Here is a 19,480-nt window from a genome sequence, read left to right as displayed (position 1 = left end):
GTTGGGGTGAGGGGCCGCCGCACGCACCGACTGTGCGGAGAGCCCCCTCACCCGGATTGCATCTGGCGATGCAATCCGGCCTCTCCACGCGCGCGGGGAGAGGCTGGGGACCGCCGCTCCCGGCCCAGCGTTCGCCTGATTGTCGCGAGCAAAGACACGCCGACCGCACTCATCGCGGTCCAAAACAAACAACCGCTCCGGGAGCCAACGTCCTCGTGTCCGCAACGTCCCCCTCGTCCGCCGCGACCCGGCCGCTCGGCCCGGGCGCCATCGCCGTCACGCTCGTGCTCTGCCTGTCCTGGGCCTTCAACCAGATCGCGATCAAGCTTTCCCTGCCGGAAGTGCCGCCGATGCTGCAGGCGACCTTCCGCTCGGCCGGCGCGCTGCCGGTGCTGCTGATCTTCGCGCAGCTGCGCGGTGTGAAGATGTTCGAGCGCGACGGCACGCTATGGCTCGGCCTGATCGCGGGCGCGCTGTTCGGCTTCGAGTTCGTGCTGATCTACCAGGGCCTGCTGCTGACCTCGGCGTCGCGCGCCGTCGTGTTCCTGTACACCGCGCCGTTCTTCGTCGCGCTCGGCTCGTTCCGCTTCCTCGGTGAGCGGCTCGGCCCGGCGCAATGGGGCGGCCTCGCGATGAGCTTCGCCGGCGTGGCGCTGGCGATCGGCATCCCCCAGGCCAATGTCGACGGCCGGGTCCTGCTCGGCGACCTCCTGGTGGTCGGCGGCGGCCTGCTGTGGGGCGTCACGACGGTGTTCATCAAGGGAACGCGGCTGCGCTTCATCGCGCCGGAGCGGGCATTGGGATACCAGGTTGCGGTCTCTGTCCCGATCATGGCCGCGGCGGCGCTGATCGCCGGCGAGCGGCTGACCCAGGTTCCCAGTCCGTTCGTCCTCGGCCTCCTCGCCTATCAGGCGATCTGGGTGGTCGGGACCACCTTCACGATCTGGTTCGCGCTGATCAAGGTCTATTCGGCCAGCAAATTATCGGCATTTACCTTCATCACCCCTTTATTCGGGGTCGTGGCGAGCTATTTCATCCTGCATGACGCCCTGACGCTGGCCTTTGGCCTCGCCGCCGTGCTTGTGATCATTGGGCTTTTTCTCGTAAACCGCCCGAACCGCGCGGTCGCCCCCGCGACTGATCCATTGCTGACTGTCACCAAAACCTGATATCCGAGCGCCCATGAACAAGCCCGAGACAGTGACCCAGAACGATGTCGCCGGACCCGCTCCCCGGCATCAGACCACCAAAGTCATGGTCGGCAACGTCGCCGTGGGCGGCGGGGCGCCGATCGTGGTCCAGTCCATGACCAACACCGACACCGCCGATGTTGACTCGACGGTGGCCCAGGTCGCAGCGCTGGCGCGCGCCGGGTCGGAGATGGTCCGCATCACCGTGGATCGCGACGAGGCCGCGGCGGCCGTCCCGCACATCCGCGAGCAGCTCGACAAGCGCGGCATCACCACGCCCTTGATCGGCGACTTCCACTATATCGGCCACAAGTTGCTGACCGACTACCCGGCCTGCGCCGAGGCGCTGGCGAAGTACCGCATCAATCCCGGCAATGTCGGCTTCAAGGACAAGCGCGACACCCAGTTCTCGACCATCATCGAGCTCGCCAACAAATACGGCAAGCCGGTGCGCATCGGCGCCAATTGGGGCTCGCTCGACCAGGAGCTGCTGTCCAAGCTGATGGACGAGAACGCCGAGTCCGCGAACCCGCGCGACGCCCGCGCGGTGATGCGCGAGGCCATGGTGCAGTCGGCGCTGCATTCGGCCGAGCGTGCGCAAGAGCTCGGCATGCCGAAGGACCGCATCATCCTGTCGGCCAAGGTCTCGGCCGTGCAGGACCTGATCGCAGTGTATCAGGACCTCGCCGCGCGTTCGGACTACGCGATCCATCTCGGCCTCACCGAGGCCGGCATGGGCTCGAAGGGCATCGTCGCCTCCTCGGCTGCGCTGGGCATCCTGCTGCAGCAGGGCATCGGCGACACCATCCGCATCTCGCTGACCCCGGAGCCCGGCGGCGACCGCACCCTCGAAGTCCAGGTCGCGCAGGAGCTCTTGCAGACCATGGGCTTCCGCACCTTCGTGCCGCTGGTCGCGGCCTGCCCGGGCTGCGGCCGCACCACCTCGACCACGTTCCAGGAGCTGGCGCGCTCGATCCAGGATTTCATCCGCGACGAGATGCCGAGCTGGAAGTCGAAATATCCGGGCGTCGAGGGCCTCAACGTCGCCGTCATGGGCTGCATCGTCAACGGCCCCGGCGAATCCAAGCACGCCAATATCGGCATCTCCCTGCCCGGCACCGGCGAGGCCCCGGCCGCGCCCGTCTTCGTCGACGGCAAGAAGTTCCGCACCCTGCGCGGGCCCACCATCGCCGCCGACTTCAAGGCGCTCGTCATCGACTACATCGACCAGCGCTACGGCAGCGGTGCGAAAGCGCCGGAGAGCGTGACCGCGGCGGAGTAGGGCGGGCGCGTTTGCCTGTCAGGCATCAGCGTCCGTATGGAGCCACCACCACAGCGGCGGTGCGCTCCCTCTCCCCGTTCTTCACGGGGAGAGGGTTGGGGTGAGGGGCAGCCGCGCGGGCGGTGCCGCTTCCCTGCAACGAGCTTGCGAATCCATCAGCGCAATACTTCCACATCGGCCAGCAGCGGTCGTGCCCGTCCGATAGACCCTTGCACCTGGCCCTATTCGTGCCATGCCCCTCACCCGGATTGCTGCGCAATCCGACCTCTCAGCGCGAGCGAAGCTCGTCGCGGCCCCGCAAAGAACGGGGAGAGGCAAGAGGGCCGCAACACCCGGTGCGACAACTCACACCTGTTGCTGGGCGAGGCTGTCTCATCCTCACAACTCACAGCTGCTTGTCCCTCTCGCCTCATTCTGAAACTTTCCCGCAGGCCGCGCCGCCCCACTGCTGCCCGCATGATCAGCACCTTGAGGCCTGCTGAAGAGGATGCCTCGATGACTCTCGACGTCAGGGAAATGGAGCTTGCCGAGACGGCTGTCGTCATCGACTACTTCTATTCGTCGAGCATCGAGCAGCTCGACCTGATGGGCATCGATCCGACGCGGATGCCGACGAAGCCGGTGTGGGCCGGCCTGTTCAAGACCCTCTACGAGACGCCGCTCCCCAATCGGGCCGCTCTGCTGCTGATCTGGCGCCTGGACGGCCGGCCGATCGGCTTCTCCAGCTGCGACCGCATCGTGTTCGGCAACCGCGCCCACATGCATCTGCATATCACCGAGCCCGAGCTGCGCAGCCGCGGCCTCGGCACCGAATGCGTCCGCCGCAGCATCGATCTGTATTTCGACCGTCTCCAGCTCAAGCAGCTGTTCTGCGAACCGAACGCCTACAACACCGCGCCCAACCGCACGCTGCAGAAAGCGGGCTTCCGCTATCTGAAGACCTACAAGACGGTGCCCGGCCCGATGAACTACCACCAGGCCGTGACGCGCTGGATGATCGAGCGGTGAGTGAGGCTGCCGGCCCTGTGGCGGTGAGCATCAGCGCTGAGCTGGCTGGTGGGAGCGCGTGAGACAAGGGCGAGTTTGCTGTCGAGGTGTTGCCGCACCAACAGTGTCGTCCCGGCCTTGAGCCGGGACCCATAACCACCGGCTTCAGTTGTCGGGCAGGCTGGAGCTGCTTTCTTAGCTATCACGCCTCCCTGTGTTTATGGGTCCCGGCTCAAGGCCGGGACGACAGGATGTGGTCGGCGATCGGGTCATCATCGGCCGTTCTTCGCGCCACATCGCCAGCAGCTGCGAAGCTCAGTTTTGCCCGTCGCGTTATCATGTCGCAGCCATCAGGCCTTGTGCCGTCGGGCAAATCAGATCGATCTTTCCGCCCGTCCCGCCTCACTCACGAGGGGCGCTTCGCGATCGTCACGAACGTGGAGGCGGGGATGCGGTGGACGCGACGTGGCGCAGCAGGCCCTAGAGGGCTCGCGGACGAACGTCATGGCGCGGACGGTCAAGTCGCATGGTCCTGGCCTCCCGATGCTGAGGCCAAGCTGGCGGGGATGATCCGCCGGTGACGGGGGCAAGACAGCCGGTCCCCGGGGAGAGTGCGAAGCAGCCGTTAAAACCATCGCGCAGGGAGGGCCGGGTCTTGTCCGGCTGAACCTGTGGTACCTGCCGCCTGCATTTTTTTCCGCAGGCGGGCCACGGGCCTCAGTCGGGGCCCGGCCTTCCCTGCGCCCTCTGATGAGAGAGGGCGGCGAGCCACCATAACTCGGGCGCAGCGCGCCGCGAGATCGTGAGATCATGACTGATGTCAGCGATTTTAGCGTGCGCGTCAGGCAACCTCGGTGTCATCACCCGCGCAGGCGGGTGATCCAGTACGCCGCGGCAGTTGTGATAAGCCGCGCCGCCTCTGGAATACTGGATCGCCCGCCTGCGCGGGCGATGACAGCGGAGATGGTGGCTGAGAAGAGTCCGTGCCCCATTTGCCGCCATTGCGAAGCAATCCAAAGTCTTTGCGCAGCCCCTGGATTGCTTCGCTGCGCTCGCAATGACGCGTGGAGAGAACCGTGTTCGGTCACTCACGCCCTACAACGGCAGCTGCCCATATTCCCGGTTGGCGAGGCTCGCCTCTTCCAGATCCAGGTCGCGCTCGATGCGGCGGCGGGTTTCGTCGGTGATCTGGCCGTCGCGGAGCATGGCATGAATGGTCTTGCGCTCGACGCCGATCAGCTCGCGCGTCAGCTCGATGCCGAGCGCCGAGGCATCGTAGTCATCGGGATTGAGAGTCTCCGGCAACTGATTGACGCGCACCTCGTGCCGGGCCCGCAGCAGGCGCACCACCTCGTCGGACAGCTCGCGGTCGTTCGTCATCGTCTCCAGCGACTTCAGCGCGCGGTCGAGCACCTCGCGGCGCGCCGCGATCTCCTGCTCGTGCTCGCGGACGTGCTCGGCGCGTCCGGTGCGGCCGACGCCGAGCCGGCGCACCACCAGCGGCAAGGTCAGGCCGAGGCCGATCAGCGTGAAGAAGATCACGCCGAAGGCGATGAACAGGATCTCGTCGCGATAGGGAAACGCGTCGCCGGTCGAGAGTGTCAGTGGCAGCGCCAGCGCGGTGGCGAGCGAGACCGTGCCGCGCACGCCGGTGAAGCCGATGATGAAGGTCTGCTGCCATGGCGGCAGCGGATCGCGGGCGCGCAGCGAGCGGCTCAGAACGCGCGGCAGGATGGTTGCGGGAAAGGTCCAGGCGAAGCGCGCGATCACGACGATCGCGACCACCAGCGCGGTCGCGATCATGATGTCGTCGAGCGGAAACACCTTCGACTTCTCGTAGATCAGCCGCATCTGGAAGCCGGTCAGCAGGAACAGCATGCCCTCGATCAGGTAGACGACGAGGTCCCAGAAGAACACGCCCTGCAGACGCGTCGCCGAGGAGATCCACAGCGGACCGTTCCAGCTCATGTAGAGTCCGCAGGCCACGGTGGCGATCACGCCGGAGCCGCCGACATGCTCGGGGATCCAGAACGCCAGATAGGGCGTCAGCAGCGACAGCGTGATCTCGACCTGCGGGTCGCGCGAATAGTGGCGGGCGCGCAGCATCAGCCAGCCGACGCCGATGCCGAAGGCGATCTCGCCGATGACGATCGCCGCGAATTCGCCGGCCGCGATGGGAAACGAAAACGTCCCGGTCATGATCGCCGCCACCGCGAAGCGGTACAGGATCAGCGCGGTCGCATCGTTGGCCAGGCCCTCGCCTTCCAGGATCACCATGACCCGGCGCGGCAGATGCAGCCGCCGCGCGATCGCAAGCGGGGCCACCACGTCGGGCGGCGCCACGATCGCGCCGAGCAGGAAGCCGAGGCTCCACGGCAGGCCGAGAAGAAAGTGCGTCGCGACCGCAACCATGGAGGCGGTGAACAGCACGCAGCCGACCGCCAGAAACACGATTGGCCGCAGATTGCGCTTGAACTCGCGCCAGCTCATCGCGACGCTGGAGGAATAGATCAGCGGCGGCAGCACCACCAGCAGCACCAGCTCCGGCGGCAGCGTGAAGGCGGGCATGCTCGGCACGAAGGCCAGCGCGATGCCCGCGAGCATCAAGAGGATCGCCGGCGCCAGATTGGCCCGGCGTGCAATGAGCGCGGTTCCCGCCAGCACCGCCAGCAGGATCAGGAATATCTGGAAATGAGCTTCCATCGCAGACAGCCGGGCGTCGTTGCGCCGGGCTCAATCCCGGAGGTCGTAGCGATAGGACTTCGAGACGATCTGCCAACCGTCAGCGAGCTTCATCGCGACGAGATAGTCGGTGAAGTAGCGCGGCGGCAGCTGGCAGCGCACCTTGATGAAGGCGGTGTTGTCGTCCGAACGGTCGATGGTGACGATGAAATCCTCGCGCGGCTTGCCCTCGGCCTTCGCGGAGGGACGCTTGCGCACCCAGGCCAGCCAATCCGGCACGGTCAGCACCTTCAGCTCGCCCTTCTCGACCCAGCGCAGATCGGCGGTCGGGTGGAACACCGCGCCGAGCTTGTCGGCGTCGCCCTCATAGAGCGCATCGAAATAGCCCTGGACGACGGATTCGACGGTGGAACGGTCTGCGCTCATGGCCAACTCCCTGGAACCCGCGGACAAACAAGCATCGCATTTTCGATGCAAATGCGGGCTTGGCAAGCCATGAACTGCGGCCGATGCTCCGTCGACAGAAATAAACTGACCGCAGCGGGATCTTGCGGGAATAACGCCTGCGTGATCCCGGTCACAAGGCGAATGGGCGGCCGTCTGATAGGCAGAGCCGGCAGGTCTCCCAACGGCGATGGGGAATAACGATGTCGTGGTCAATTCGATTGGGCGGTTACATCCTGGCGGCAGCGCTGCTGCTGGCCGGCCACCCCGCGCTCGCCGAGAAGCGGGTGGCGCTCGTCATCGGCAATTCCGCCTATCAGAATGTGCCGCAGCTGACCAACCCCGCCAATGACGGCGCGGTGATGACCCAGACCTTCAAGAATGCCGGCTTCGACGTCGTCGATTACCGGCGGGATCTCACCGCGCGGGAGACGCGACGGGCCCTGCGCGATTTCGCCGACGCCGCCCGCGATGCGGACATCGCCGTGGTCTATTATGCCGGCCACGGCATGGAGGTCGAAGGCTCCAACTATCTGATCCCGATCGATGCCCGGCTGGAGCGCGACACCGACGTCTATGACGAGACGCTGTCGCTCGACCGCATCCTGGTCGCCGTCGAGCCCGCCAAGAAGCTGCGGCTCGTCATCCTCGATGCCTGCCGCGACAATCCCTTTACCCGCAACATGCAGCGCACGGTGGCGACGCGCAGCCTCGGACGCGGCCTCGCCAAGGTCGAGCCGACCAGCCCGAACACGCTGATCGCCTATTCCGCGAAGGCCGGCTCCACCGCCCAGGACGGCGACGGCAACAACTCGCCGTTCACCTTGGCGCTGTCGCGGCACATCGCGACCCCCGGCCTCGACGTTCGCAAGGCGTTCGGCTTCGTCCGCGACGAGGTGCTGAAATCGACCAGCAATCGCCAGGAGCCGTTCGTGTACGGCTCGCTCGGCGGCGAGGACGTGCCGCTGGTGCCCGGCGTGCCGCGCGTCGTCACGCAGATGCCGGTCACTCCGCCGCCCGCCAATCCGCAGGCCGATATCCGCCGCGACTATGAGCTCGCGATGCAGGTCGGCAACAAGGGCGCGCTGAACGCCTTCCTGGCGCAATATCCGGACGGCTTCTATGCGAGCCTCGCCAAGCTGCAGCTCGAGAAGTTGACGGCCGAGGAGAACCGCGCCGCCGCGGCTGAGAAGGCCCGCGCGACGGAGGCCGAGCGGGCGCGGCTCGCGGCCGAAGGCGCGCGCAAGGATACGCTCGCCAAGGCGGAGGCCGAGGCCAAGGCGGCCGAGCAGGCGCGTCAGGCCGCCGAAAAAGCCAATCAGCTCGCGCAGCAGCAGGCCGCCGACGCCGAACGTAAGCGCCAGGAGCAGCAGCTCGCGGCGGCCGACAATCCGCGCGCGGCGACGTCTCCGGCGGCAGCTCCGCAGCAGGGGCCGCAGGTCGCGTCGCTGACGCCGGCCTCGCAGCCGGCTGACCTGACCAAATCGGTGCAGCTCGAGCTGCGCCGCGTCGGCTGCCTCACCGAGGACGCCGATGGCGATTGGGGCTCGGCCTCGCGCCGGTCGCTGTCGCAGTTCAACCGCTATGCCGGCACCAAGCTGGACACCCAGGCCGCTTCGGCCGATGCGCTGCAGACGATCAAGCTCAAGCAGGCCCGCGTCTGCCCGCTGGTCTGTCAGCACGGCTATAAATCCGACGGCGACCGCTGCACGCGCATCGTCTGCGCCGAGGGCTCGTTCGTGAACGACGACAATGAATGCGAGAAGCGGCGCGAGAAGAAGCCGGTCGCCAAGCGTGACGCCAGCGACGACGAGGACGTGCCGTCGCGTCGCCGCGGCGCTCGTGCGGCGCCCGAGCCGGGCATGCCGATGCCGGCTCCGAATGTCGGCGTTGGCGTCGGGATCGGTGTCGGCGGCGGTGGTCTCGGCGTCGGCATCGGAATGGCGCCGAGCATTGCTCCGCCGAGGCCCCAGGCGCAGGCGCGTCCGAAGCCGTCGTCTGGCCAGATCTATTGCGACGCCTATCTGTGCCGTCCCGTCAGGCAGGGCTGCCGGCTGGAATATCGCGGCGGCGGCGGTCCGGGCGTCAACGCCACCGCCGAGGTGTGCAATTGATCAGGACGAGATCGCGCTGGCGGCGATGTTGACCATCAGCGCGACGAGGGCGGTGTTGTAGACGAACGAGATGATGCCGTGGACGGTGGCGGTGCGGCGGATGACCTTGTCGGTGATGCCGACGTCGGAGACCTGCGCGGTCATGCCGATGATGAAGGAGAAGTAGACGAAGTCCCAGTAGTCGGCGTGCTCGTCCTTGTCGCCGCTCGGGAATTGCAGTCCGCCCGGCTTGGCGCCGCGATAGTAGTCATGGGCGTAATGCAGGGCGAAAGTCGCGTGCACCGCGACCCAGGAGAGCGAGACGGTCAGCAGCGCCAGCGTCAGCGCCGGGGCGTCGCGCTTGGAGGCGCCGAGCTCGAACACGATGGCCGCGATGCTGGCGAAGGCGCCGAGCGCGGTGACCAGCAGGATCACGAAGCGGCCGTCGTCCTGCATGACAGCCTTACGGCGGATGTGCTCATGCTCGCTGCGCAACATCATCACCGCGACCAGCGCGAGATAGATCGTGGTGAAGATGTCCCAGCTGATCAGGAGCCGCGTGATCAGCCGCAGCGCGGATGGAAGCAGAAAAAACGCGATCGCAGCGATGCCGAGCGACATGAAGGTGCGGGGGCGCGCATAGATGATGCGCAATCCACGCGGCAGGCGCGCGAAGCGCGCCAGCGCGGGATCGTCTGGATGAAGTCCGCTCAACCGCGCGGTCTCGGCTCAGCTCTTGCGTTCGGCGACGAAGTGCGCGGCCGCACGCAGCACGTCGCCCTTGGCGCCGAAGATCGACAGCGCGGCGTCGCCACGCGCGAGCAGGTCGCGCACGCGCTGCTTGGCGCCCTCGATGCCGAGCTGGGTGACGAAAGTCGTCTTGCCGAGCTCGGCGTCGGCGCCGGCCGGCTTGCCGAGCGTGGCGGCATCGCCCTCGACGTCGAGCAGGTCGTCGGCGATCTGGAAGGCCTCGCCGAGCGCGCGGCCGTAATCGTCGAGCGCCTGGTACTCGGCCGGCGAGGCCTGGCCGAGCAGGGCGCCGGCGATGCAGCCGAAGCGGAGCAGGGCGCCGGTCTTCATCTGCTGCACGCGGGCGACGTCGACCGGATCGCGATCACCGAACCGGCCCTCGCCGGCGAGATCGAGGATCTGGCCGCCGGCCATGCCGCCGACACCGGCGCAGCGGGCGAGCGCCCGGGTCAGCGCCAGGCGCACGCCGGCATCGGGGTGGATCTCGTCGCGGGTGATGATGTCGAAGGCGATCGTCAGCAGCGCGTCGCCGGCGAGGATCGCGGTGGCGTCGTCATAGGCCTTGTGCAGCGTCGGACGGCCGCGGCGGAGATCCGAATTGTCCATCGCCGGGAGATCGTCGTGGATCAGGGAGTAGCAGTGGATGCATTCGAGCGCGGCGCCGGCCATCAGCGCGCCGCGGCGGGGCACGCCGAACACGGCGGCGCTCTCGACCACCAGGAACGGGCGCAACCGCTTGCCGCCGCCGAGGCTGGAATAGCGCATCGAGTCGATCAGCCGCTTGGGCCGGGCGATCTCGTCGGCCATCGGCGCGTCCGACAGCAGCTCGCCGAGCAACGCTTCGGTCTCCTCCGCGGTCTTGTCCAGGCGTTGGGTGAAGTCGGTGGCCGTCGCAGTCATTTAAGAAGAGCTCCAGGGGCGAAATTCGCCGGACAATCGTTGATGGCGGCGACTTCGTCAATTGCGGGGACGGCAGCGGCTTTCGGCCGGTTAATGGCTTAAAAGATCGGGAAACCTCATGGAGATGTCGGATCATCCGGCCCTCACGGCCGCCCCCAGCGCGGTCCAACGCGAGCGACGCCTGCCATTGCGTACCGTCAGAACCATCCTCCTGGTCGTCGTGCTGGTGCTGCTCGTGCCCTATGCGCTGACGCCGTTCTATGCCGGAGGTCACCCGGTCTCGACCCTGATGCTGTGGCGGACGGTCACCGGCCAGCCGATGGAGCGGCGCTGGATCGACTTGGCGGCGATGTCGCCGTATCTGCCGCGTTCGGTGGTGGCGGCGGAGGACGCCAAATTCTGCAGCCATCACGGCATCGACTGGGGAGCCCTGCGCGAGGTCATGGATGACGCCGAGGACGGCGACGTCAGCCGTGGCGGCTCGACCATTACCCAGCAGGTGGCCAAGAACCTGTTCCTCTGGCAGGGCCGCAGCTACGTTCGCAAAGCCCTGGAGCTGCCGCTGGCGCTGTGGATCGACCTCGTCCTGCCCAAGCGGCGCATTCTGGAGATCTATCTCAACATCGCGGAACTTGGCCCGTCCGGCCAGTTCGGGGTGGAAGCGGGGGCGAATTATGCCTTCAACCGCTCGGCGGCGGGATTGGGACCGCGCGAGGCGGCGCTGATGGCCTCGATCCTGCCGAATCCGGTCCGGCGCAGCGCACGGACGCCGGGGCCCGGGGTGCGGCGGCTGTCGGCCACCTATATGGTCCGGGCGCAGGCCTCGGCGCTTCAGACCTGCTGGGGCGACCGGCGGTGAGGTCGGGCGAGGGTGAAATTTGGCCAAAAATGCCTCGGAGAGCCCTAGCCATGCCGCAACCCTTCCTCTATAAGCGCGGCCTTGATCGGCATCCGGGCTCGCCAGCTTCATGGCTGCAGCCGTCCCTTTCGCGGACGATGCCTTCCGAATACCCCTAGAGGATACCGATATGGCCGTCCCCAGAAGAAAAACTTCGCCGTCGCGCCGCGGCATGCGCCGCTCGGCTGACGCGATCAAGAAGCCGACCTATGTCGAGGACAAGGACTCCGGCGAGCTGCGTCGTCCGCATCACCTGGACCTGAAGACCGGCATGTACAAGGGCCGCCAGGTCCTGAAGAAGAAAGACGCCTGATTGCCCGCGGGCCGCTTTCCAAGCTGCCCGAATTCGGCCATCGATGGGGTTGAAAGCGGTCCCGCGCGACGTGATTCGCCGGGACCGCTTCCGCTTGTGTGCTGCGTGATCCCGTCTCGCCGTCATAGTCTTCCAATTGATTCCGTGGCGGGTCCGCCGCCCGCGCCATAAGGCTCCAACCGATGTCCATGGTCGGTTTCCCGCTGCTGCTGATCCCGCTGGCGATCTACAACATGATCGTCTTCCTGATGCCGGGGGTCGAGTTCGGCGAGATCCTGCTGCGCCTGCAGCTTCCGTCCGGCGAGCTCTGGACGATCTCGCTGGGCGACATGCTGCTGGCGCTGGGCGTGCTGCTGCTGCTGCTCGAGGTCATCAAGGCAGCCAAGCCGAACGGCAAATATCTGACCGACCACCTGCTGTCGCTGCTGGTGTTCGGCGGCGCCGCGGCCGAATTCGCGATGTGGAAGAAGTTCGGCAACTCCACCTTCCTGCTGCTCACCCTGCTGGCGATGGTCGATTTCTTCGGCGGCATCGCGTTGCGCACCAAGCGCGCCCCCCGTCCGGTGGTCGCCGCACCTGTTCCGGTGACGCCGCCGGCGGCGGCCGAGCAGCCTGTCGCTCATTCCGAGCCCGAGCCGGTCGAAGAGCCGATCAAGCCTGAAGAGCCTGTGGCGTCGGACATTCATCACGCTGAAGCGCCTCCCGCTCCGGCGCCCGTCGTGGAGCCTGCCACCGACGCGGTGCCGGCTGCTGCTTCGGTCGCCGAGTCCGTGCTGCTCGATCGCTCGGTTCCAAGGCCGGCGCCTGTGCAGCCGACCGGCTGGGTCGCGGAGGTCAAGGAGACCGAGGCCGCTACTCCGAGTGCGCCAGAGCCGCACACAGCCGAGACCCCTAAGCCCGAGACTCCAAAGTCCGAGACTCCTAAATCCGAGACTCCCAAATCCTGAGGCGCCGACGGGCGCCGCTCAGATGACTTCCCGGGTTCGATCGCCCGCCCGCATCACCGGCTGAAGCCGTGCCGAATAGGCGCTGTGGACGTCCGCGGCTGCCGCGCGCCGGAGCGTGCGGGTCTGCGGCAAGTGCTCGGCGGTTGCGATCAGCTGGGTGACGAAGCCGGCATCGGGACGCGCGGCCCGGATCACCGTCGCGCGGCGATCGGAGCTCCGCGTGCCCGGCAGCAGCGCCAGGGACCGCGACGCCTCGTGCACTCCCTCCGCAGCCTCGTCCTGATCAATCGTTAACATGGTCCCACCACACCCGGCGCGCTTGTCACATTATGGGACGCCGGAGCCTTTCACCACCCGACCTCGCAAAGCCAATGCCGCGCCCAGCGCGCCGGGTCCGTCCGAGGCGAAAGATGGTTGATGCTGTCCGGACACGCGGATGTCGCGGCGGCATGCTCTCCGTTAACCAGAGATGCGTAGTCTGATTCGCGAACTGCGCCGCCGCCGCTCGCAACGGTAGGCGGCGGCTGTCCTGCTATCGACGCCGGGCTGCGCCGGCTTGTTCCAGAACGAGGCGATCTTGAAATCCGATTTGCCACAGACCTCGATGATCCTGGCCTCCCTCGGCCAAGCCGCCTTCGTCTGGGATCTGGCGAGCGACGTGATCGTCTGGAGCGATCATGTCGGCGCGGTGTTTGCCGACGTGCCGCTGCCGCAGCTCTGCAATGGCGCCGAATTCGGCAAGCTGATCGAGCCGGACCGCAACATCCGTTCCGAGGTCATGCGCCAGGCCGCGCCGCTCTACGGCGCCGGCGGTACGCCCTATCGGATCGAATATGGGGTCCGGACCCATGCCGGGGCGCAGCTGATCTGGGTCGAGGAGACCGGCTGCTGGTTCGCCGGCCCGGACGGGCGGCCGTCGCGCGCTCAGGGCATCGTGCGCATCAACAACGAGCGGCACGCCCGCGAGGAGCAGCTGCTCAAACTGTCGCGTCACGACCCGCTCACCGGTGAGCTGAACCGTACGCATCTCTTGGCGACGCTGGCCGAAGTGATCGAGGAATCGCAGCGCTTCCGCTTCTCCTGCGCCTTCATGCTGGTCGGTATCGACCATCTCGCGCGCATCAACGATGCATTCGGCTTCGACGTCGCCGACGGTGTGGTGCTCGAAATTGCCCAGCGCATCCGCGCGCGCCTGCGCGGCGGCGATGCCCTGGGACGCTTCTCGGGCAACAAGTTCGGGATCATCCTGAAGAACTGCACCATGGACGACATGACCGTGGCCGCCGAGCGATTTCTCGCGGCGGTTCGCGACGATGTGGTGCCGACCAAGTCAGGTCCGGTCGCGGTCACCGCGACGATCGGAGCAGTCAGCGTGCCGCGCCATGCCCGCTCGGTCGAGGAGGCGGTCAATCGCGCCCATGAGACGCTCGATTTAGCCAAGCGGCGCCGCATCGGCTCGTTCTCGACCTGGCGGCCGAATGTCGAGCGCGATGCGCAACGCAAGGTCAATATCCGCGTCACCGACGAGATCGTCACCGCGCTGAACGAGCGGCGCATCGTCACGGCGTTCGAGCCGGTGGTGAATGCGAATACGCTCGCGCCCGCCTTCTATGAGTGCCTGGTGCGGATGCGGCAGGATGACGGCCGCGCTCTGCTGGCGCCGGATGTCGTGCCAGTCGCCGAGCGGCTCGGCCTGATCCGCCTGGTCGATCACCGCATCCTGGAGCTCGTCGTCGCCGAGCTCGCGAGCACGCCGCACGTGACCTTGAGCCTCAACATCTCGCCGGAGACCACCATGGATCCGGACTGGTGGGCCTCGATCGAGTCGATGATGCGCGCCCATCCCGGCGTCGCCGAGCGGCTGATCGTCGAAATCACCGAGACGGTCGAGATCCAGGACATCGACGATCTCCGCGGCTTCGTGACACGGCTGAAGGATCTCGGCAGCCGGATCGCCATCGACGATTTCGGCGCGGGACACACCTCGTTCCGCAACCTGCGCAAGCTCGGCGTCGACATCGTCAAGATCGACGGCGCTTTCGTGCAGAATCTGGCGCGTTCGGCCGACGACCGCGCCTTCGTGCAGACGCTGGTCGAGCTGGCGCGACGGCTGCAGATCAAGACGGTGGCGGAATGGGTGCAGGACGAGGCGTCGGTTGCGCTGCTGCGCGACTGGGGCTGCGACTACATCCAGGGGCGGGTGATCGGCCTTGCTTCGACCGACAGGCCGTGGATCGCGCACGGCAGGGCGGAATTGCCGGCGGCGAGCTGATCAGCCGCCGGCCTCCAATCGCGGATCAAGCGGCAAGCCTCAGCCTTGCTGCTCGTCCTTCTTCGGCTCCGACATGCGGTCGAGCCGGTCCTGCATTTCCTTCATCTGGCGGCGCAGCTCGTCGATGTTGTCGTCGGCGGCGGCGGCAGCGGGCTCAGCGGCCTTCTCCTCGGCGCGGACCGCACCAGGCGCGAACGGCTTGAACATCGAGAAGGTCTGCTGGAACAGCTCCATGTTGCGACGCACCTGCTCCTCGAGCGGAGCGAACGGCGTCCCGCTGAAGGTGTCGGCGATCTGCTTGCGAAACTTCTCCTGCTCCTTGGTCAGCGTATCGATCGACTGCTCCAGGTATTTAGGAACCACCATCTGCATGCTGTCGCCGTAGAAGCGGATCAGCTGTCGCAGGAATGTCGTCGGCAACAGGTTCTGGCCGGCCTTGTTCTCCTGCTCGAAGATGATCTGCGCGAGCACGGAGCGGGTGATGTCGTCACCAGTCTTGGCGTCGTAGACCAGAAAGTCTTCGCCGTTCTTAACCATGGAGGCCAGGTCTTCCAGGGTCACGTATGTACTCGTCCCGGTATTGTAGAGCCGCCGGTTCGCGTATTTCTTGATCGTGGTGGGTTGGTCAGATTTCGCCATGAGCTCACACATGCAAACCGAGAACAGGGAACCCTGCGGCGCTGCCGCGGGGGCGAAGAGCTACGCAATGCAATAACGTAATCACTTTCGAGCGAGTTCGGCTACGGTTTTGTGCGGAACGGTTAATCCCGCAGCAGAAATCTTGCCCATGAAACGGCCAAGCGCACCAATTTGCGTGCGCCGCAACAGGAATTGCGGGTGCCGCCGATTGACATGTCGCAACGACGTTAACAGGATGATCGGCGAAGGTTGCGCCCGCCCAGCCGGGGCTTGCGGACGGCCGGCACAACCATGAACTGAGATATTCGCTTTCGTCTCAAATCGCCCACGCTCTCAAGCCTCGCCTTCACACCCAAGATCAAGAACCTCAGGAGATGCCCATGTCGGACGATGTCGTCATCGTCAGCGCCGCCCGCACCGCGGTTGGAAGTTTCAACGGTGCGTTCGCCAGTGTCCCGGCCCATGAGCTGGGCGCAGTCGCCATCAAGGCCGCGCTGGAGCGTGCCGGCGTCGAGCCGGGCCGCGTTTCCGAGGTCATCATGGGGCAGATCCTGACCGCGGCGCAGGGCCAGAACCCGGCGCGCCAGGCCTCGATCGCCGCAGGCATTCCTGTCGACAGTCCGGCCTGGGGCATCAACCAGCTGTGCGGCTCCGGCCTGCGCTCGGTGGCGCTCGGCTATCAGGCGCTGAAGAACGGCGATTCCGACATCGTCGTCGCCGGCGGCCAGGAGTCGATGAGCATGGCGGCGCATGCGCAGTATCTGCGCGCCGGCGTGAAGATGGGCTCGCTCGATCTGGTCGACACCATGATCAAGGACGGTCTGTGGGATGCCTTCAACGGCTATCACATGGGCAACACCGCCGAGAACGTTGCGAAGCAATATCAGATCACGCGTGCACAGCAGGACGAGTTCGCGGTTGCATCGCAGAACAAGGCCGAGGCCGCGCAGAAGGCCGGCAAGTTCAAGGACGAGATCGCGGCTGTGACGATCAAGGGCCGCAAGGGCGACACCGTCGTCGACACCGACGAGTATCCGCGTCACGGCGCCACGCTCGAGGCGATGGCCAAGCTCCGCGCGGCTTTCGAGAAGGACGGCACCGTCACCGCGGGCAACGCGTCGGGCATCAATGACGGCGCAGCGGCCGTCGTGCTGATGACCGCCAAGCAGGCGGCCAAGGAAGGCAAGACGCCGCTGGCGCGGATCGTCTCCTGGGGGCAGGCCGGCGTCGACCCGAAGATCATGGGCACCGGCCCGATCCCGGCGTCGCGCACCGCCCTGAAGAAGGCCGGCTGGAACATCGCCGACCTCGACCTCATCGAAGCCAACGAGGCGTTCGCGGCGCAGGCCTGCGCCGTCAACAAGGACCTCGGCTGGGATCCGGCCAAGGTCAACGTCAACGGCGGCGCCATCGCGATCGGTCATCCGATCGGTGCCTCCGGCGCCCGCGTGCTGGTCACGCTGCTGCATGAGATGCAGAAGCGCGACGCCAAGAAGGGCCTGGCCACGCTGTGCATCGGCGGCGGCATGGGCATCGCACTGTGCGTTGCACGCGACTAAAAACGCGGCACTGATTGCGAACCGTTCAGTCTCGCAATCTCCTGCAGCTCAACTAAAGATCAACGCCCGGCGATCTCGCCGGGCGTTTTGTTCTTGATGTCCGTCAAACACGCCGCATAATCGACCACTAAAAAAACGGAGTTGAACGACCATGGATGTCTGGGCGGCAAGCTGATTGCCGCAAGGGCGGACATGATCCAAAAACAACAGGTCGGTACGTCGACATCCAGAGGTTGTCGTCGTACGAACAGTCATCGAGGGAAGGATTCGACATGGCACGTGTGGCGTTGGTGACGGGGGGGACGCGCGGTATCGGTGCGGCGATCAGCAAGGCGCTGAAGGCGGCAGGATACAAGGTCGCGGCGAATTACGGCGGCAACGATGCCGCGGCGGAGAAGTTCAAAAGTGAGACCGAGATCCCCGTCTACAAATGGGACGTGAGCTCGTTCGAGGCCTGCTCCGAGGGGATCAAGAAGGTCGAAGCCGAGCTCGGGCCGATCGACGTGCTGATCAACAATGCCGGCATCACGCGCGATACGGCCTTCCACAAGATGACGCTGGAGCAGTGGAGCGCCGTCATCAACACCAATCTCGGCTCGCTGTTCAACATGACCCGCCCGATCATCGAGGGCATGCGCGCGCGCAAATTCGGCCGCATCATCAACATCTCGTCGATCAACGGCCAAAAGGGACAATTCGGCCAGGTCAACTACTCCGCCGCGAAAGCGGGCGACATCGGCTTCACCAAGGCGCTGGCGCTGGAGACCGCGAAGGCCGGCATCACCGTCAACGTGATCTGCCCCGGCTACATCAACACCGAGATGGTGCAGGCCGTGCCGAAGGAGGTGCTGGAGAAGTCGATCCTGCCGCTGATTCCGGTCGGCCGACTCGGCGAGCCCGAGGAGATCGCGCGCACCGTCGTGTTCCTCGCCGCCGACGAAGCCGGCGCCATCACCGGCTCGACCCTGTCGGTCAATGGCGGCCAGTACATGGCGTGATACGCTGGCGTGATATTGGCGCGCCGCCACACATTGCGCTCCGACCTGCGATGTTGGCTTGGACCTGAACCGTTCTGCTGCCTGGATGCGGTCGCGCATCCAGGCTTTTATCTTTGTCGAATGATGCTCGTTGTTCTACTCGCAGAGGCGTGACGCGGTGAGGCTTCCATTTCCGTGGTTGGCAGTCGTTGCGGCAGTTTCACTCATCGGCGAATCGGCCGTCGCCCAGGTTGTCGTAACGCCACACCCGGGCGAGGGGGCTTTTCGCGGCCTCCATCGCCACAAAGGCCTCGATGGAGGCGCTGAGACAGTCACCGTCACTGATGGTAAGACCTATCGCCGGATCACCGAACGGGACTATCGCGATGGCGGCTATGCGCCGGATTTCGAGCAGTTGCCCACCATGTTCGTCCAGCGCTTGCCCGTTCGCGTGCGCTCCCGACATGACGATCTAGACTAGCCGAGGCGCATCTCGATTTTGACGATTGTGGCGCAAACCGATGGCGACGAAGCGATCGGGATTCGCTATTGAGCGCGGATGACGTGCTTTCGCCCGCCCACGACCGGCTGATGTCCCAGCGTACCGCGACCCTCATTGGCCTGACTGCGATTCTGATGTGGTCGCTGCTCGCCCTGCTGACGGTGGCCACCGGTGCCATCCCCGCATTTCAGCTCGCCGCGATGACCTTTGCGGTGGGCGGCATCGTCGGCATGCTGACTGTCCTGCAGCGGGGCAATGTGTCGCAGGTGCTGCGGCAGCCGGCGATGGCGTGGGTCGTCGGCGTCGGCGGCCTGTTCGGCTATCACGCGCTGTATTTCCTGGCACTGCGCTTTGCTCCGCCTGCGGAAGCCGGCCTGCTGAACTATCTCTGGCCGCTGTTGATCGTGCTGTTCTCGGCCTTCCTGCCCGGCGAGCGGCTCGCGCTTCATCACGTGATCGGCGCCGCGCTCGGGCTCGTCGGCACGGCGCTGTTGTTGATCGGCAATGGCGCGAGCTTCGCAGCCAGCCAGCTCCCGGGGCTCTTCGCGGCGTTCGTCGCGGCCTTCGTGTGGGCGATCTACTCGGTGCTGTCGCGCCGTCTGAAGGCGGTGCCCACCGATGCCGTCGCGGGATTCTGTCTCGCCACATCCGCGCTCGCTGCGTTGGTCCATCTGGCCGTCGAGCATACGGTCTGGCCAGACGATGCGACACAGTGGCTGGCCGTTGCCGGGCTCGGCATCGGCCCGGTCGGTGCGGCCTTCTACGCGTGGGACATCGGGATGAAGCGCGGCGACATTCGCGTGCTCGGGGCGGCATCCTATGCGACGCCGCTACTGTCGACCGCGTTCCTGATCGTCGCCGGCTATGCCCGGCCGAGCGCCGCCATCGCGGTCGCGGCTTTGCTGATCGCGGGCGGCGGCCTCGTCGCGGCGAAGGACATGTTCCTGTTGCGCCGGCGCTGACGGCGCGCTCGGAACGGCATGGCGAACGCGCGTTATCCTTGATGTGCGCTTAACCCGGGAGCCGGTGCGGCCGCTTGCTGGTA

Annotated in this window: 18 protein-coding genes; 11 read left to right on the top strand and 7 right to left on the bottom strand. The window is 66.2% G+C overall.

The window, feature by feature from the left end:
* Positions 1–215 precede the first annotated feature (215 nt).
* The 3 genes from NLR35_RS18440 to NLR35_RS18430 all read left to right on the top strand — a co-directional run bounded on the left by NLR35_RS18440 (position 216) and on the right by NLR35_RS18430 (position 3,480).
* Positions 216–1,169 carry a DMT family transporter gene (locus NLR35_RS18440; protein ID WP_257167937.1) on the top strand — a complete coding sequence of 318 codons (954 nt, stop codon included), beginning with the start codon at positions 216–218 and terminating at the stop codon, positions 1,167–1,169.
* Positions 1,170–1,182: 13 nt separating this feature from the next.
* The gene (ispG, locus tag NLR35_RS18435; RefSeq protein WP_257167936.1) at positions 1,183–2,472 is read left to right on the top strand and encodes a flavodoxin-dependent (E)-4-hydroxy-3-methylbut-2-enyl-diphosphate synthase; all 1,290 of its coding nucleotides are present in this window, start codon (positions 1,183–1,185) and stop codon (positions 2,470–2,472) included.
* Positions 2,473–2,967: 495 nt separating this feature from the next.
* Positions 2,968–3,480, top strand: a complete 513-nt coding sequence (locus tag NLR35_RS18430) for a GNAT family N-acetyltransferase (RefSeq protein WP_257167935.1) — start codon at positions 2,968–2,970, stop codon at positions 3,478–3,480.
* 1,074 nt (positions 3,481–4,554) lie between these two features.
* On the opposite strand, the gene NLR35_RS18425 is transcribed toward NLR35_RS18430, so the two are convergent.
* The gene (locus NLR35_RS18425) at positions 4,555–6,162 is read right to left on the bottom strand and encodes a Na+/H+ antiporter (RefSeq protein WP_257167934.1); all 1,608 of its coding nucleotides are present in this window, start codon (positions 6,160–6,162) and stop codon (positions 4,555–4,557) included.
* A 30-nt stretch (positions 6,163–6,192) separates the two neighbouring features.
* The gene (locus tag NLR35_RS18420; protein WP_257167933.1) at positions 6,193–6,567 is read right to left on the bottom strand and encodes a nuclear transport factor 2 family protein; all 375 of its coding nucleotides are present in this window, start codon (positions 6,565–6,567) and stop codon (positions 6,193–6,195) included.
* Between the two features lie 221 nt (positions 6,568–6,788).
* Between NLR35_RS18420 and NLR35_RS18415 the strand changes: the two genes are divergently transcribed.
* The gene (locus tag NLR35_RS18415) at positions 6,789–8,699 is read left to right on the top strand and encodes a caspase family protein (RefSeq protein ID WP_257167932.1); all 1,911 of its coding nucleotides are present in this window, start codon (positions 6,789–6,791) and stop codon (positions 8,697–8,699) included.
* On the opposite strand, the gene NLR35_RS18410 is transcribed toward NLR35_RS18415, so the two are convergent.
* A complete protein-coding gene (locus NLR35_RS18410; protein ID WP_257167931.1) occupies positions 8,700–9,392 on the bottom strand; it encodes a DUF1345 domain-containing protein in 693 nt (230 codons plus the stop codon).
* 15 nt (positions 9,393–9,407) lie between these two features.
* The gene (locus NLR35_RS18405) at positions 9,408–10,328 is read right to left on the bottom strand and encodes a polyprenyl synthetase family protein (protein WP_257167930.1); all 921 of its coding nucleotides are present in this window, start codon (positions 10,326–10,328) and stop codon (positions 9,408–9,410) included.
* Positions 10,329–10,515: 187 nt separating this feature from the next.
* On the opposite strand from NLR35_RS18405, the gene NLR35_RS18400 reads away from it, so the two are divergent.
* The 3 genes from NLR35_RS18400 to NLR35_RS18390 all read left to right on the top strand — a co-directional run bounded on the left by NLR35_RS18400 (position 10,516) and on the right by NLR35_RS18390 (position 12,486).
* The gene (locus tag NLR35_RS18400; RefSeq protein ID WP_257167929.1) at positions 10,516–11,187 is read left to right on the top strand and encodes a biosynthetic peptidoglycan transglycosylase; all 672 of its coding nucleotides are present in this window, start codon (positions 10,516–10,518) and stop codon (positions 11,185–11,187) included.
* A 169-nt stretch (positions 11,188–11,356) separates the two neighbouring features.
* On the top strand, positions 11,357–11,539 hold the full coding sequence (gene rpmF / locus NLR35_RS18395) for a 50S ribosomal protein L32 (RefSeq protein ID WP_006610266.1): 183 nt from the start codon (positions 11,357–11,359) through the stop codon (positions 11,537–11,539).
* 182 nt (positions 11,540–11,721) lie between these two features.
* On the top strand, positions 11,722–12,486 hold the full coding sequence (locus NLR35_RS18390; RefSeq protein ID WP_257167928.1) for a hypothetical protein: 765 nt from the start codon (positions 11,722–11,724) through the stop codon (positions 12,484–12,486).
* Positions 12,487–12,504: 18 nt separating this feature from the next.
* On the opposite strand, the gene NLR35_RS18385 is transcribed toward NLR35_RS18390, so the two are convergent.
* On the bottom strand, positions 12,505–12,783 hold the full coding sequence (locus NLR35_RS18385; protein WP_257167927.1) for a hypothetical protein: 279 nt from the start codon (positions 12,781–12,783) through the stop codon (positions 12,505–12,507).
* Positions 12,784–13,090: 307 nt separating this feature from the next.
* Between NLR35_RS18385 and NLR35_RS18380 the strand changes: the two genes are divergently transcribed.
* Positions 13,091–14,758 (top strand): bifunctional diguanylate cyclase/phosphodiesterase, encoded by a 1,668-nt coding sequence (locus tag NLR35_RS18380; RefSeq protein ID WP_257168026.1) that lies wholly within the window; start codon positions 13,091–13,093, stop codon positions 14,756–14,758.
* A 39-nt stretch (positions 14,759–14,797) separates the two neighbouring features.
* Here NLR35_RS18380 and phaR read toward each other — a convergent pair whose 3' ends face one another.
* Positions 14,798–15,397, bottom strand: coding sequence for a polyhydroxyalkanoate synthesis repressor PhaR (gene phaR, locus NLR35_RS18375; RefSeq protein ID WP_257167926.1), 600 nt, complete (start codon positions 15,395–15,397; stop codon positions 14,798–14,800).
* A gap of 380 nt (positions 15,398–15,777) precedes the next feature.
* Here phaR and NLR35_RS18370 point away from each other — a divergent pair, with 380 nt between their 5' ends.
* Both NLR35_RS18370 and NLR35_RS18365 read left to right on the top strand, forming a co-directional pair.
* The gene (locus NLR35_RS18370) at positions 15,778–16,956 is read left to right on the top strand and encodes an acetyl-CoA C-acetyltransferase (RefSeq protein ID WP_257167925.1); all 1,179 of its coding nucleotides are present in this window, start codon (positions 15,778–15,780) and stop codon (positions 16,954–16,956) included.
* A 272-nt stretch (positions 16,957–17,228) separates the two neighbouring features.
* Positions 17,229–17,954 carry a beta-ketoacyl-ACP reductase gene (locus NLR35_RS18365; RefSeq protein ID WP_257167924.1) on the top strand — a complete coding sequence of 242 codons (726 nt, stop codon included), beginning with the start codon at positions 17,229–17,231 and terminating at the stop codon, positions 17,952–17,954.
* A 199-nt stretch (positions 17,955–18,153) separates the two neighbouring features.
* Here the strand turns inward: NLR35_RS18365 and NLR35_RS18360 are convergent, their stop codons facing one another.
* Positions 18,154–18,399: a hypothetical protein gene (locus tag NLR35_RS18360; RefSeq protein WP_257167923.1), complete on the bottom strand. Its 246-nt coding sequence runs from the start codon at positions 18,397–18,399 to the stop codon at positions 18,154–18,156.
* Between the two features lie 125 nt (positions 18,400–18,524).
* Here NLR35_RS18360 and NLR35_RS18355 point away from each other — a divergent pair, with 125 nt between their 5' ends.
* Positions 18,525–19,397 (top strand): DMT family transporter, encoded by an 873-nt coding sequence (locus NLR35_RS18355; protein WP_257167922.1) that lies wholly within the window; start codon positions 18,525–18,527, stop codon positions 19,395–19,397.
* Positions 19,398–19,480 lie beyond the last annotated feature (83 nt).

This window comes from Bradyrhizobium sp. SRS-191, assembly GCF_024586915.1.
In the GTDB taxonomy this organism is placed as follows: Bacteria; Pseudomonadota; Alphaproteobacteria; order Rhizobiales; family Xanthobacteraceae; genus Bradyrhizobium.
This window is presented reverse-complemented; position numbering and strand designations above follow the sequence as displayed.

What these genes read in the sequence shown, in the direction of transcription:
- ispG (WP_257167936.1), top strand. Translation starts at nt 1,183, where the DNA reads ATGAACAAGCCCGAGACAGTGACCCAGAACGATGTCGCCGGACCCGCT.
- NLR35_RS18430 (WP_257167935.1), top strand. Translation starts at nt 2,968, where the DNA reads ATGACTCTCGACGTCAGGGAAATGGAGCTTGCCGAGACGGCTGTCGTC.
- NLR35_RS18425 (WP_257167934.1), bottom strand. Translation starts at nt 6,162, where the DNA reads ATGGAAGCTCATTTCCAGATATTCCTGATCCTGCTGGCGGTGCTGGCG.
- NLR35_RS18420 (WP_257167933.1), bottom strand. Translation starts at nt 6,567, where the DNA reads ATGAGCGCAGACCGTTCCACCGTCGAATCCGTCGTCCAGGGCTATTTC.
- NLR35_RS18415 (WP_257167932.1), top strand. Translation starts at nt 6,789, where the DNA reads ATGTCGTGGTCAATTCGATTGGGCGGTTACATCCTGGCGGCAGCGCTG.
- NLR35_RS18405 (WP_257167930.1), bottom strand. Translation starts at nt 10,328, where the DNA reads ATGACTGCGACGGCCACCGACTTCACCCAACGCCTGGACAAGACCGCG.
- rpmF (WP_006610266.1), top strand. Translation starts at nt 11,357, where the DNA reads ATGGCCGTCCCCAGAAGAAAAACTTCGCCGTCGCGCCGCGGCATGCGC.
- NLR35_RS18390 (WP_257167928.1), top strand. Translation starts at nt 11,722, where the DNA reads ATGTCCATGGTCGGTTTCCCGCTGCTGCTGATCCCGCTGGCGATCTAC.
- NLR35_RS18385 (WP_257167927.1), bottom strand. Translation starts at nt 12,783, where the DNA reads ATGTTAACGATTGATCAGGACGAGGCTGCGGAGGGAGTGCACGAGGCG.
- NLR35_RS18380 (WP_257168026.1), top strand. Translation starts at nt 13,091, where the DNA reads ATGATCCTGGCCTCCCTCGGCCAAGCCGCCTTCGTCTGGGATCTGGCG.
- phaR (WP_257167926.1), bottom strand. Translation starts at nt 15,397, where the DNA reads ATGGCGAAATCTGACCAACCCACCACGATCAAGAAATACGCGAACCGG.
- NLR35_RS18370 (WP_257167925.1), top strand. Translation starts at nt 15,778, where the DNA reads ATGTCGGACGATGTCGTCATCGTCAGCGCCGCCCGCACCGCGGTTGGA.
- NLR35_RS18365 (WP_257167924.1), top strand. Translation starts at nt 17,229, where the DNA reads ATGGCACGTGTGGCGTTGGTGACGGGGGGGACGCGCGGTATCGGTGCG.
- NLR35_RS18360 (WP_257167923.1), bottom strand. Translation starts at nt 18,399, where the DNA reads ATGTCGGGAGCGCACGCGAACGGGCAAGCGCTGGACGAACATGGTGGG.
- NLR35_RS18355 (WP_257167922.1), top strand. Translation starts at nt 18,525, where the DNA reads ATGTCCCAGCGTACCGCGACCCTCATTGGCCTGACTGCGATTCTGATG.